The following is a 12,539-nucleotide window of genomic DNA, read 5'->3' as shown; positions in this document are numbered from 1 at the left end:
GGGCGCGCGCGCCGCACCCGCGCCTCAGGCGGGCAGGGTCGGGATGGATGCCAACAGCTGCCGCGTGTACGCCGCCTGCGGCTGCAGCAGGACCTTCTCGGTCGGGCCCTGCTCGACGACCCGGCCGTCCTTCATGACCACGACCTGATCGCACACGTTCTGGACCACGCCGATGTCATGCGAGACGAGCACGAGCGTGAGGTCGTCCTCGGCCCGCAGGCGCGCGATGAGACGCAGGATCTGCGCGCGCACCGTCACATCGAGGGCCGACAGCGGTTCGTCGCCGACGAGGATGCGCGGGCGATGCACGATCGCGCGTGCCAGTGCGATGCGTTGACGCTGACCCCCCGAGAATTCGTGCGGGAAGCGCTCCGCCATCTCGGCCTCGAGACCGACCTGCTCGAGGACCTCGCGCACGCGCGCGCGGCGGTCGCCCTCGATCCCCAGGGCCCACAACGGTTCGCCGACGATGCGTCCGATGTTCATGCGGGGGTCGAGCGAGGCGTACGGGTCCTGGAACACGATGCCGGTCGCCCGGCGCAGCCAGTGCAGCGACCGCGCCGAGCCGCGGGCGTCGACGGCGCGCCCATCGACCTCGACCGTTCCTGCGCTCGGCACGTCGAGGCCCAGCAGCAGGCGCACGAGGGTCGACTTGCCCGAGCCGGACTCGCCGATGATGCCCACCGCGCTGCCCGCGAGCACCGAGAGGTCGACGTCGGCGAGGCCCACGGTCTGCTCGGCCCGGCCGAAACCCCGGGTGCGCGGGGCGGGGTAGGTGCGCGAGAGTCCGCGCGTGCGCAGGAGCGTCTCGGTCACGGGGTCTCCTCGGCCTCGGTGTCGAAGTCGGAGGCGGACTCGGCGGAGGCGGCCCCGTCGGCTCCGAGCCCCCGAGCGGGGAGCTCCGGATGCCAGAGCGTCGCGGTCGCATCCCGCAGCAGCGCCCGCGTGACGGGCGAGGACGGCGCCGTGAGCAGGTCGGCGACCGCGCCGTGCTCGACCACCCGTCCGTCCTCAAGGACGACGGCGTGCGTGGCGACTTGAGCGAGCACCGCGAGGTCGTGCGTGATTAAGACGAGGGACATGCCGGCATCCTGGACGAGGGATCGCAGCAGGGAGAGGATCCCCGCCTGGATGGTGACGTCGAGGGCCGTGGTCGGCTCGTCGGCGATGAGAAGGCGCGGGCGGCAGGCCAGCGCCATCGCGATCGCGACGCGCTGACGCTGCCCGCCGGAGAGTTGATGCGGGTAGCGCGAGACGATCCGCTCGGGGTCGGGGAGCGCCACGCGCTCGGCCTCGGCGACGGCGCGGCGGAGCGCCTCGCGGCGGGAGACGCCCTCGTGGATGCGCACCGACTCGCCGATCTGCCGACCCACCGTGCGGATGGGATTCAGCGCGGTCCGGGGCTCTTGGAAGACGATGCCGATGTCATCGCCGCGCAGTCGTGCGAGCTCGCGATCGGGGAGCCCGAGGATCTCGCGACCGTTCCACGTGATGCTGCCCGAGGCGCGCGCCCCGTCGGGCAGGAGCCCGAGGATCGCCAGCGCGGTCAGCGACTTGCCCGACCCCGACTCGCCGATCAGGCCCACCCGGGCTCCGTCCGGCACCTCGAACGACACGCCGTCGACGACGGGGCGTCCGCCGATCTCGATCCGCAGGTCTGTCACGACGAGGCTCACGCGACCACCCCCGGAACGTGCGTCCTCACCGCGGGAGTGCGCTCGCCGAGGGTGGGGTCGGCGGCTTCGCGCAGCGCATCGCCGAGCAGGTTCAGACCCAGCACGGTCAGCGTGATCGCCAGGCCCGGCCAGACCACGGTGAGGGGGTGCACGGCGATGTACGCCTGCAGATCGCTGAGGAGCACGCCCCACGAGGGCTGCGTCACGGGAGCGCCGAAGCCGAGGTACGACAGCCCCGCCTCGGCGAGCACCGCCACGGCCATGCCCCACGACAGCTGCACGATGAACACCGGGGCGACATTGGGCAGGAGATGCCGGGTGAGGTTCTGCCACGTCGACAGGCCGCTCGCCCGACCCGCGAGCACGAAATCGCTGTGCAGCACGCGCCGCAGCTCGGGCCGTGTCACACGCGCCACGTTGACTCCGAACCCGATGCCCACCGAACAGATCACGACAGCGAGGGAGCCACCCCACACGGCCGAGATCATCATGGCGATGATGAGGACCGGGAACGCGATGAGGATGTCGACGAGCACCGCGACGCTCTCGCGGATCCACCGGGCGGTGAGCGATCCGAGGGCCGCGAGGGCGATGCCCAGCACCGAGGCGACGATCCCTGCGCCGACCGCGACGACGACGGTGGTGCGCGCCCCGGCCATCAGCAGGCTCGCGATGTCGCGGCCGCTGTTGTCGGTGCCGAGCACGTGCGGCCACGAGGGTTCGCTCCAGCGCGCGCGGGCGTCGACGGCGCCCGGGTCGACGGGCGTCCACACGAGCGAGACGACCGCGGTGAGGAGCAGGAGGACGACGATCAGGATGCCGAACCGCCCGGTGCCGAGATTCCACAGACGCCGCAGGGTGGTCATGATGCCTCCCTCTGGCGCGGATCGATGAGCCGGTGCGCGAGATCGACGACGAAGCCCACCAGCAGGACGAAGCCGGTCAGGGCGAGCAGCTCGCCCTGGACCTTCGGGAGATCGCGCGAGGCGACGTCGGTGACCAGCATGCGCCCGACGCCCGGAAGGGTGAACAGCTGCTCGATCACGACGGCTCCCACGATGATCCCGGCGATCTGCAGGCCGAGCACCGTGATGACCGAGAGACCGACGTTGGGCAGCCCGTGGCTGAGCAGGGCGCGCGTGCGCGTGAGGCCCTTGGCCGCGGCCGTGCGCACGTAGTCCTGACCGAGCGCCTGCAGGGTCGCGCTCCGCACGAAACGCAGCAGCATCGCCCCCTCGACCACCCCGATGGTGAGGGCGGGGAGCACCAGGGCGCGCAGCGCCGCGGCGGGGTCGTTCCATCCCGCGCGGGGGAAGCCCTGCGGCGGCAACCACCCCAGCCACACGGCGAAGACGACCACGAGCATCATTCCCGCCCAGACCACGGGGACCGCCGCGAGGGCCTGAGCGCCGACGCTGAGCGCCGTTCCGGCCGCGCGCCGGCGTCCGAGGGCGGAGAGGACTCCGAACGGGATGCCGACGACCAGCGCCACCGCGAGCGACATCGCCGCGAGGGGGACGGTGACGCGGGCCTTATCCGCGAGCTCCACGGCGACGGAGGTGCCCGTGATGAGGGAGGTGCCGAGATCGCCGCGCACGAGCCCCCCGACCCAGTCGAAGTACTGCGTGGAGAGTGGGGTCTCGAGCCCCAGGCTCGAGCGCAGGGCGGCCACCTGTTCGGGGGTCGCCTCGGATCCGGCGATGAGCTGCGCGACGTCGCCCGGGAGTACCCGCAGCGAGACGAAGATCAGCACGCTGGCCACGGCCAGGCCCAGCACGAGCAGGCCCAGCCGTGTCAGCGTGTAGCGGATCACTCCGCCGCGACCGTCACGCCCGCCAGGGGCAGGCGTACGTTGAGGGAGTTCTTCGGGAAGTTCGCCACGTTCGTGCCCACCGCGGTCAGCGGCGTGGACAGGAACAGCCAGTCGGCGGCGTCCTCGTCGCTGACGATGCGGGCGGCCTCGGCGAGCAGGTCGGAGGACTGCTGCTGGTCGGTGGTCGCGAGCGCCTGCGCGTACAAGCCCTGCACCTCGGCGTTGTCGTAACCGAAGTAGTACGAGGGGTTCGCCCAGTTGCCGAAGTCGCGGGCCTCGACGTGGCGCACGAAGCTCAGGTCGTAATCGTGGTTGGTGTAGACGTCCTGCAGCCACGCGCTGAAGTCGACCGAGTTCACCTTGAGGGTCACGCCCACGTCGGCGAACGACGACACCAGGAAGGTGGGGATCGTCGTCGGGTAGACGTTGGGGATGGTCAGCGTGAGGTTCAGGTTCTCGGCCCCGGCCTGAGCGAGCAGCTCGCGGGCGCGGTCGGGGTTGTACGAGATGCTGCCGGAGAGGTCCTCGTATCCGGGATCGAGCGGGGCGATGGGTCCGTACAGTTCGCTGCCCGAGCCGAGCGTCTCGATGAGGGCCTTGTGATCGATCGCGAGGCGCAGCGCCTCGCGCACGCGCTGGTCGTTCAGGGGGGCGCGCTGGTTGTTGAAGGCGAGCGTGCCCTTGTCGGTGGTGAGGCCCGATTCGATCGTGAAGTTGTTCGTGCCCTCGATCTGACCGCGCAGCTCGGGGTCGATCTCGAGCGCGACGTTGACGTCGCCCGCGACGGCCGCGTTCGCGGCGGCGCTCTGGTCGGGGATGTAGTCGAGCACGACCTCTGCGACACCCGCCTTCTCGCCCCAGTACCCGTCGTACCGCGAGAGGGTCAGGCTCTGCCCGGCGTTGCGGCTCTCGACCCGGAAGGGGCCGGTGCCGTTGGCGGCGGTCTGGAAGTTGGTGGTGTCCCCGCTCTTGAAGATGAGGCCCGCGCGGCCGGTCATCGCGAACAGGAAGTTGATGTCGGGCTGCGCGAGGGTCACGACCACGGTCGACGCACCGGGGGAGGCGATGGACGCCACGCCGGCCAGGTCGGCGCTGTTGGCGATCGTGGGGTCGTCCTTCGCCGTCTGGAGCGAGGTGACCACGTCGTCGGCGGTGAGCGCGCTGCCGTCGTGGAAGGTCACGCCGTCCCGGAGGGTGAAGGTGTAGGTGAGACCGTCGGACGACACCGTCCAGGCGGAGGCGAGGGCGGGCACGATCGCGTTGGAGTCGTCGCCGTTGCGGGTCACCAGGCCCTGGTACACGTTGTCGATGAGCGCCTGCTCGAGCGAGGCGCCGCTGGTACGGCGGATGTCGAGGTTCGACGGCTCGAGCGACAGGCGCACCGTGAGGGTGGCGTTCGGGTCGGCTTCTCCGGTGGGGTTCGGCGTCGTGTTGGAGCCGGTGCACGAGGTGAGCAGGAGGGCTCCGATCAGGAGCATGCTCGTGGCGAGAGCGGTGCGGCGCAGCATTGCGGGGTGTGTCCTTTCGCAGGCCGAGGCATCGAGGTGCTGTGGATGCCGAGCAGGGGTGGAAACAGCCTACTTTCACCCGTATTCCCTCGACGCCCACTGTGACGATGAGAGACGGAGGATGACGGGCGGCGGTGGGCCGCTCAGAGGAGCGCGCGGATGAGACGGGCGAGCCCCTCGGGGTCTTCCTCCTGGGCGTTGTGCCCGGTCGAGAGCACGCGGACCTCGGCCCCGGCCACGCGACGCTCGAGTTCCTCGGCATCCGTTCCCGTGACGAAGCCGCGCTCGCCCCGGATGAGCGTGACGGGAGCTGCGACCCCCGCCAGGTCGTCCCAGCCGGTCGCCGACAGCACTGCTCGCACGGCATCCGGGGTGGTGGGGTCGGCTCCGGCGTTGGCGGCGGCCGCGGCCAGGTGCGCGAAGTGATGCTTCCACTCCACCCGCCCGTCGGGTCGCACCCGCGAGTTGAGGAAGACCCCGCGTGCCGCCGCCTCGGGCGACCCGCCGAGACCGAACGACAGGGCGCGCTCCACCAGCTCCTCGCGAGAGGCCCAGTCGGTGGGACCGGCGAAGAACGCGCGGATCTGCGCGGGCCCGGCGCTCGGGTCGACGCCCGGGGTGATGTCGACGATCGCGAGGCGCGAGACGAGATCGGGTCGGGATGCCGCGACGGCGGCCGCCGTGAGACCGCCGAGCGAGTGCCCCACGAGCACCTGTGGGCCCGCCGTCCACTCCTCGAGGGCGGTGACGACGTCGGGGGCCAGGAAGCGCGCGACGTACGCCGCGTCGTCACGCCAGGAGGAATCGCCGTGGCCGGGCAGGTCGAGGGCGAGAGCGGGAAGGTCCAGGTGCAGAAGCGTCGTGTCCCACGTGTGCGCGTTCAGACCGGCACCGTGCAGGAGGGTGACCGCCGGGGGAGCGTCCCCCCAGCGCAGCCCGCTGAGGGTGCGGCCGTCGGCGAGGGTGAGACTCACCCGTTCGACGGCAGGCAGGTCGCAGCCGAGGTGGGCCGCCTGGGCGGGGAGGAACGAGAACTCGTCGCGCTCGGGCATCTGGCCAGCTTGTCACCGCGGGAGGGATGCCGCCACCGCCGCGCCATGCGGCGTCATCCGTTCGTTCCCCGCCCGGTGGGGCCGCCGTAGGCTGAGGGCATGGGCGAAGAACGGCGTGTACACCTGTCGAAGTCGGCTCCCGAGGCGTACGCCGCGTTGCGCTCGTTCTCGACGACCGTGGGTCGTATCGCCACCGAGGCCGGTATCGACGCGCGGCTGCGCGAGATCGTGCAGATCCACGCCTCGCAGCTCAACGGCTGCGCCTACTGCGTGCGCGTGCACGTGGATGCCGCGACGAAGGCCGGGCTCGATGCCGACGTCATCGCGCAGATCGCGACGTGGCGTGAGTCGGGCGTGTTCGACGACCGCGAGCGGGCCGCCCTCGAGCTCACGGAGTCGTTCACCTTCATCCACGAGGACGGCATTCCCGACGAGGTGTACGACCAGGCGGGCGGCATCCTGAGCGAGGCAGAGTACGTCGCCCTCAGCTGGGTGCTCGTGGCCATCAACGCCTTCAATCGCGTCGCCATCGCGGGCCGGTATCCCGTGCCGCCTCGCACCCCGTCTGCCGCGACGGTCGCTCCGGATGCCGCGCCTCCGGCGACGACGGCCCCGCGCGAGCCCCACGTGCACGCGGATGGCACCGCGTGAGCGGCTCGCTCGTCTCGGGCGCGGTGAACTTCCGCGACGTCGGTGGCCTGCCCGCGGGGGAGCGTCGCACGCGCTCGGGCGTGCTCTACAGATCCGGCAACCTCGTCGCGGTCGACGAGGAGGGCGCGCGGACTCTGCGAGATCTCGGCATCCGCCTCGTGATCGATCTGCGCGACGAGTCGGAGGTCGCCCACGCGCCCAGCCGCCTCGATGCCGGGGTCGAGGTGCAGCACGAGCCGCTGTTCCTCGGGTCGGTCGCCTCGTTCTTCGCACGCGACCTGAGCCTCGACGACATGTACGCCGCCCTGGTCGACGACTCCGCCGACCGGGTGGTGTCGGCGGTCCGCGGCATCCTGAGTGCTCAACCCGTTCTCGTGCACTGCACCGTCGGCAAAGACCGCACCGGGGTCACCGTCGCGATCGCGCTCGCCGCGGCGGGGGTCGACCGCGAGGCGGTGATCGCCGACTACGCCCGCACCGAGGAGTTCCTCCCCGCCGAGCGCAACGCGCGGGTGCTCGCGGCGATCCGCGCGGTGCACCCCGACAACCGCCACGCCGAGGCCCTCGCGACGCGCTCGCCCGCGCCGGTGATGCGCGCTCTGCTCGAGCGGCTGGACCGCGACTTCGGTTCGCCCGCGCGGTATCTGCTCGCCCACGGGATGACCGAGGCGGAGCTCGAGCGACTGCGCGAGGTCCTGACCGACTGACCGGGGCGTCTGTCGACGTCGAGATACTGGGCCGGAACACAGGTTAGGCAAACCTATGTCGCGGGTATAGTGGAGGCATCATGTCGACCCCCACCGAGCACAACGCCGCCGCGTGCCGCGCGTCGCGGCACACCCGCGTCCAGCACCTGGTGACGGCCGACGAGACCTCGCTCGCCGAGCTCGAGGCCCTGCTCGCGACCCTGCCGATCTGCTCGACGGGTCGGGTGTTCATCGAGGTTCCCGATGCGTCGTGGATCGGCTCGATCGCGGCCCCCGCGCGCATGACGCTCACGTGGCTCGACCGCTCGCGCCGAGGCGGCGCCCCGGGGACCGGACGCGGCTGTGCCGTCGGCGAGGCGCTGTCGCGCGCCGTCTCGGGCTGGGCCGGCGAGATGCTGTGCTGCGACGACGACGCGACGCGCGTCATCCTGCTCGGCGGCTACCTCGGCACGGCCGAGATCGTGGACGAACTCGTCACGCGCCACGGCGTCGACGCGCAGGCCATCCACACGCCCGAGCGCTTCGGCCTCGCCACCGCGCGCTGAGGCGGGTTCGACTCGCGCGCCCGTGTGGGGGCGTGGTTCAGGGATTCGCGCAGGATCAGTCGCCCGCGGCAGTTTCGGGCTGAGGTTGTGCGGATTGCTGAGTTTGTGCGCGGCGTGGCCGCGCGCTGACTTCCTCGGGTTGCGTGGTCGCTCGCTCAGGGATTCGCGCAGGATCAGTCGCCTGCGGCAGTTTCGGGCTGAGGTTGTGCGGATCTCTGAGTTCGCGCGCGGCGCGCCCAACGTCGGTGGGCGGGTCAGCTCCCGCGGCGGACGTAATTGCCCTCGATCAGCCCCGCCTCGATCTCGAATCGGTTGCGCAGCGGGTCGCGCCCCGCGAGGGCGTAGAGCACCGGCATGAGGAAGCCATAGCGACGCCACTGGCGCTGATGAACCGCTTCGTGCCCGAGGACGATGTCGGTCGGTCGATCGTCGCCGGTCAGGAAGCAACCGCCCACGCAGACCCCTCCGCGCGGGAACGCCCACGACGGAAGCCCGCGGAACACCCAAAGGCCCTGACGCTTCTCGATGCGGCCCGTGCTCCAGAGCGAGCCCCACACCCACCCCACGGTGCAGCCGTACCAATAGCCGACGCGGCTGACGGGGGAGTCGAGCAGCACCCGCGGGATGAAGCGGTCGAAGCGGCGCCCGCGCGCCACCGCCTTCTCCGCACGCTCCCGCCAACCCGGGGGAGGGGGAGGCAGGGGGCTCACGCCAGGGCTCCGATCAGGCGCAGGATCGTTCCCAGATCCTCGACGGCCGCCTCGGGGCTCGACGGGGAGAACTCCGTCAGGGTCGCGCCGGCGAGCGAGAGACGCTCGCGAAGACGGCGAATGGATGCCACGACCTCCGCCGTCCGCGCGCCGAAGGGAACGGCCTGGGCGACGCCGGCGATCTCGGCGGGGTCGAGGGCATCGAGGCCGACGTGCACGTGCACGCGGGTCGCGCCGGTGGCGGCGACGGCCTCAGCCAGGGCATCGGGCGAGCCGAGCTCATCGGCGCGGACCACGGTGACGCCGTGAGCGGCGACGAACGCCTCTTCTTCGGCGTCCCAGGCGCGGGTGGCCACGAGCACGAGGCGGGACGGCGCGATTCCCGGCTCGAGGCGCAGGAGCTGCTCGCCCTCGCCGGCGATCGCTCTCAGGACCATGCCCGTGAAGGCTCCGCTGGGAGAGGAATCGGGGGTGTTCAAGTCGGGGTGCGCGTCGATCCAGACGACCGCGAGGTCGTCGCCGGCGATGGCCGACACCGCGCCGAGGGCGACTCCGCAGTCCCCGCCCACGACGACGGCCGGCTCGTCGGACACGCGCATGGCGTCTTCGATGCGTTCGCGCATGCGCACGAGCGCGCTGATCCGCTGAACGCGGGTGCCCTGTGCGTCACCGGCCTCGGCCGGCGCCTCGAGGACGGTGGTGGACGCGCGGGGTAGATCGCCCGCGATGGCCTCCGCGCCGTCGACGAGCTGCATCGCGCGCGAAGAGGACGACCCCTGCCACTGCGGGGCGACGATGAATCGAGTCATGGCGGTATTCCCTCACCGGGAGACGCGAGTGCACCGCCCGATCGACCGGGCGGTGCACTCGCGGTGGCGGATCAGACCTGGTCGGGGCTGGGCGCGTCGATCGCGGCGCGCTGCGGGCCGCCGACCTTGAGGGCGGCGAGCCGGGCCTCGACCTCGGTGAGCTCTCCGACGTCTTCGAGCGCGTTGAACTGCGCGTCGATGCTCGAGGCGGCGAGCTCCTGCTTGCCGGCGGCGAGGGCCTCCTGGCGGCGAATCTTGTCTTCGAAGCGGCCGAGCTCGCTCGTCGGGTCGAGCACGTCGATCGACTTGACGGCGTCGTGCACCTTGTTCTGGGCCTCGGCGACCTTGGCGCGGGCGGTGAGTTCGTTGCGCTTGGCCTTGAGCTGCTCGAGCTTGGTCTTCATGCCGTTGAGGCCGTCTTTGAGCTTGTCGACGACCTCGGTCTGCGCGGCGATGGTGGGAGCGGCGGCCTTGGCCTCGCCCTCGGCGGTGATCTGACGCTGGAGGGCGATCTTGGCGAGGTTGTCGAACTTGTCGGCTTCGCTCAGGTTGCCGCCGGCGCGCAGTTCGTCGCCCTTGCGGCTGGCGGCGAGGGCCTTGTTACCCCACTCGGCCGCCGCCTGGACGTCTTCCTGGTGATCGCGCTCGAGCAGACGCAGGTTGCCGATGGTCTCGGCGATGGCCGACTCGGCGTCGGCGATCGAGTTCGAGTAGTCGCGGACGAGCTGGTCGAGCATCTTCTGCGGGTCCTCGGCCTGGTCGAGGAGCGCGTTGACGTTCGCGCGGACGAGGGTCTGGATGCGACCGAAGATGGACTGCTTGGCCATGCGTGGTGTTCCTTCCTGAGGGCGACGGTGTCGAGTCTGGTGGCGGATACTACGAATTGTCTGTGATCGGGCGGGGCGCGCGCGAGGGGTGGACTAGCGGCGCGATCCTCGACCGCCCCCGGCGCGACTGCGCCCGCCGCCGGAGAAGCCTCCGCCGCCCCCACTGCGGGAGCGCCCGCCGGAGAACCCTCCGCCGAAGCCGCCGCCGCGCGATCGGCCGGCGCCGGAGCTGAGACCCCCGCCCAGGCCGCCGAGCCCGCCGAGGCTGCCCAACCCCCCGCCGCCGAAGCCGCCGCGGGAGCGCCCTCCGCCGAGGATCGCGTTGACGGCGATGCCGCCGAGGATGGCGCCCATCATGTCGCCGCCTCCGCTGCCGCCCTCGAAGGATCCGACGTCGTTCTGCGCGGCGGAACCGGCGGCGCTCGCGAGCTGGGTCGCACGCTGCGCGGCGGCGAGGGCCGCGACCGGATCCGCGGTGCGGAGCTGCTCGGCCTGCACGAGGGCCGCGCCGGCCTCGGCGAGACGCGTGCGCGCGGTCGCTCCGACCGCTCCGCGACGCGCGGAGATGAAGTCTTCGGTCGCTGTCACCTGGGCGCGGGCCTGAGCGAGTGTCGCGTCGAGCTGGCTCTCGGCGCGACGTCGGCGGTCGGCGGCGTCGCGGGCTTCGTCGAGCACGGCGTCGATCGTGGCGTTCGCCTGTTGCAGGGTCTCGAGCGACCGCACGGGGTTCGTCCGGGGACCCGACAGCGAAGCGCGCGCGCCGTCGAGCTGCGACCGCGCGGAGGCCGCGGCCGCGGCGATCCGCCCGTCGGAATCGGGCAGCTGTGCCGCCGCGGCGAGGTCGCCCTCGATCTCGGCGACGAGGGCGGTGACGCGCTGCTGCGCATCCGACAGGGCCGCATCGAGGGTGCCCACGGCGCGCTCGAGGGTGTCGGCCTGGGCCACGGCCGCTTGGGCGGCGCGGATCGCGACGGCCGCCTCCCCGGTGCGGCCGGCGGCGAGGGCGGTATCGGCCGCCGCTTCTTGGGCGCTCGCCAGATCGAGGCGCGCTCGGGCCTGGGCCGGGTTGTCGGCGACGGTGGCGACGGCGTCGTCGGTGAAGCGCTGCCGCAACCGCTCGAGCCCCGCCTCGGTCTCGCTCAGCGCCGCCGCCACGGTCGCGTGGTCTCGGCGGACGGCGGCGAGTGCGGACGGTGCGTCGGCTTCGAGGGCTCGCAGCTCGTCGAAGGCCGCCGCCTTGGCATCCAGTGCCTCATCGGCGGCGGCGCAGAGGCGCAGGATCTCCGCATATCCCGCTCGCTGCTGTTCCGGGGTCTCGGGGGTGTCGTCGTCGAGCTGCTGCTGGATCGAGAACGCCCGATCGAGGTCGGCCTTGGCTTGGGCCAGGACTTCGGTGAACGGCGCCGCGGCCTCGTCTCCGAACTGCGCGCGGGCGAACCCGAGCTCCTGCTCGCTCGTCTTGAGGGCGTCGTCGGTGGCGACGAGGGCGGAACCGGCGCGACGGGAGAGGTCTTCGACGCTCTCGGTCGGAGCCCCGCCCCCGGCGGCCGTCGACCCGCGACGGCGTCGACGGATCGCCAGCCACACGAGGGCTGCGGCGATGGCCAGCAGCAGGACCCCGACGAGCACGATCGGAACGATGGCCGGACCGTTCTGTGTCGCGGGGGTCGGGGGAGGGTTCGGCATGTTGCCGCCCGATTGCGCGTGGGCGGTTCGCAGGCCGTCGGCCGCGGCGATCGCCGCTCCTGCATCGTCGCCCGCTTCGAGCGCGGGCTCGACCTGATTCTGTTCGATCGAGGTGAGCTGAGCCGCCGAGATGCTCCCCGCGTCGACGTCGCCGGAGAGGTAGTACTGGAACGTGTCGCCCGAGATCGCCACGGCCAGCAGGTACTGGTGCGGCCCGAGGTTGTTGCGGTTGGCGGTCTCGTTCGCCCAGTCGTCGGCCCCGGGCGGGTCTTGGAACGCGTCGACGTAGACGACCCAGAGATCGAGCCCGGTCTGCTCCGACAGCGTCAGCAGGCGCCGTTGGACCTCGGCCTCCTGCGCGTCGGTCAGGGCGTTCGCCTGATCGAGCACGTAGCTCGAGCCGAGCGTCGGCGGGGGGATCGCCGCCGCGCTGAGGGGAGCGACGAGGACGCCGACGAACGCGAGCAGCAGCACCGTCATCGTGTGCCACACGGTCTGCCTTCTCATGCGGTCCCCTTCGCTTCGCCGGATGGGTCCACCCTATAAACGACCACC

13 protein-coding genes are annotated in these 12,539 nt (G+C 71.9%); 3 read left to right on the top strand and 10 right to left on the bottom strand.

All coding sequences use genetic code 11. The features are described 5' to 3' along the window. Nucleotides 1–24: 24 nt before the first annotated feature. The 6 genes from F9B98_RS01990 to F9B98_RS01965 form a co-directional block, all read right to left on the bottom strand. Nucleotides 25–816 (bottom strand): ABC transporter ATP-binding protein, encoded by a 792-nt coding sequence (locus F9B98_RS01990; protein WP_150952135.1) that lies wholly within the window; start codon nucleotides 814–816, stop codon nucleotides 25–27. Continuing rightward, nucleotides 813–1,676: an ATP-binding cassette domain-containing protein gene (locus F9B98_RS01985; RefSeq protein WP_225310188.1), complete on the bottom strand. Its 864-nt coding sequence runs from the start codon at nucleotides 1,674–1,676 to the stop codon at nucleotides 813–815. The genes F9B98_RS01990 and F9B98_RS01985 overlap by 4 nt, the downstream gene beginning before the upstream one ends. Next, complete coding sequence (locus F9B98_RS01980; RefSeq protein ID WP_150952132.1) at nucleotides 1,673–2,542, bottom strand: ABC transporter permease; 870 nt, start codon at nucleotides 2,540–2,542, stop codon at nucleotides 1,673–1,675. Before F9B98_RS01980 ends, F9B98_RS01985 begins: the two co-directional genes overlap by 4 nt. Then, nucleotides 2,539–3,489: an ABC transporter permease gene (locus tag F9B98_RS01975; protein WP_150952129.1), complete on the bottom strand. Its 951-nt coding sequence runs from the start codon at nucleotides 3,487–3,489 to the stop codon at nucleotides 2,539–2,541. Before F9B98_RS01975 ends, F9B98_RS01980 begins: the two co-directional genes overlap by 4 nt. Continuing rightward, nucleotides 3,486–4,997, bottom strand: a complete 1,512-nt coding sequence (locus F9B98_RS01970; protein ID WP_150952126.1) for an ABC transporter substrate-binding protein — start codon at nucleotides 4,995–4,997, stop codon at nucleotides 3,486–3,488. Before F9B98_RS01970 ends, F9B98_RS01975 begins: the two co-directional genes overlap by 4 nt. 143 nt (nucleotides 4,998–5,140) lie before the next feature. Further along, nucleotides 5,141–6,049 (bottom strand): alpha/beta fold hydrolase, encoded by a 909-nt coding sequence (locus F9B98_RS01965; protein ID WP_150952123.1) that lies wholly within the window; start codon nucleotides 6,047–6,049, stop codon nucleotides 5,141–5,143. Nucleotides 6,050–6,148: 99 nt separating this feature from the next. On the opposite strand from F9B98_RS01965, the gene F9B98_RS01960 reads away from it, so the two are divergent. The 3 genes from F9B98_RS01960 to F9B98_RS01950 all read left to right on the top strand — a co-directional run bounded on the left by F9B98_RS01960 (nucleotide 6,149) and on the right by F9B98_RS01950 (nucleotide 7,952). Next, nucleotides 6,149–6,700: a carboxymuconolactone decarboxylase family protein gene (locus tag F9B98_RS01960; RefSeq protein WP_225310187.1), complete on the top strand. Its 552-nt coding sequence runs from the start codon at nucleotides 6,149–6,151 to the stop codon at nucleotides 6,698–6,700. Then, nucleotides 6,697–7,407, top strand: coding sequence for a tyrosine-protein phosphatase (locus tag F9B98_RS01955; protein WP_150952120.1), 711 nt, complete (start codon nucleotides 6,697–6,699; stop codon nucleotides 7,405–7,407). Before F9B98_RS01960 ends, F9B98_RS01955 begins: the two co-directional genes overlap by 4 nt. Nucleotides 7,408–7,487: 80 nt before the next feature. Then, the gene (locus F9B98_RS01950) at nucleotides 7,488–7,952 is read left to right on the top strand and encodes an SIP domain-containing protein (RefSeq protein ID WP_150952117.1); all 465 of its coding nucleotides are present in this window, start codon (nucleotides 7,488–7,490) and stop codon (nucleotides 7,950–7,952) included. A 254-nt stretch (nucleotides 7,953–8,206) separates the two neighbouring features. On the opposite strand, the gene F9B98_RS01945 is transcribed toward F9B98_RS01950, so the two are convergent. The 4 genes from F9B98_RS01945 to F9B98_RS01930 all read right to left on the bottom strand — a co-directional run bounded on the left by F9B98_RS01945 (nucleotide 8,207) and on the right by F9B98_RS01930 (nucleotide 12,491). Continuing rightward, a complete protein-coding gene (locus F9B98_RS01945; RefSeq protein WP_150952113.1) occupies nucleotides 8,207–8,608 on the bottom strand; it encodes a Fe-S oxidoreductase in 402 nt (133 codons plus the stop codon). 50 nt (nucleotides 8,609–8,658) lie between these two features. Further along, nucleotides 8,659–9,471 carry an arginase family protein gene (locus tag F9B98_RS01940; RefSeq protein ID WP_150952110.1) on the bottom strand — a complete coding sequence of 271 codons (813 nt, stop codon included), beginning with the start codon at nucleotides 9,469–9,471 and terminating at the stop codon, nucleotides 8,659–8,661. A 71-nt stretch (nucleotides 9,472–9,542) separates the two neighbouring features. Further along, nucleotides 9,543–10,298 (bottom strand): PspA/IM30 family protein, encoded by a 756-nt coding sequence (locus tag F9B98_RS01935; protein WP_074694165.1) that lies wholly within the window; start codon nucleotides 10,296–10,298, stop codon nucleotides 9,543–9,545. Between the two features lie 93 nt (nucleotides 10,299–10,391). Then, nucleotides 10,392–12,491 (bottom strand): TPM domain-containing protein, encoded by a 2,100-nt coding sequence (locus F9B98_RS01930; RefSeq protein ID WP_150952107.1) that lies wholly within the window; start codon nucleotides 12,489–12,491, stop codon nucleotides 10,392–10,394. Nucleotides 12,492–12,539 lie beyond the last annotated feature (48 nt).

This window comes from Microbacterium testaceum StLB037, from assembly GCF_008763945.1.
In the GTDB taxonomy this organism is placed as follows: domain Bacteria; phylum Actinomycetota; class Actinomycetes; order Actinomycetales; family Microbacteriaceae; genus Microbacterium; species Microbacterium testaceum_G.
Note: the sequence above shows the minus strand (reverse complement) of the source record. Positions and strands in the feature narration are given on the sequence as shown.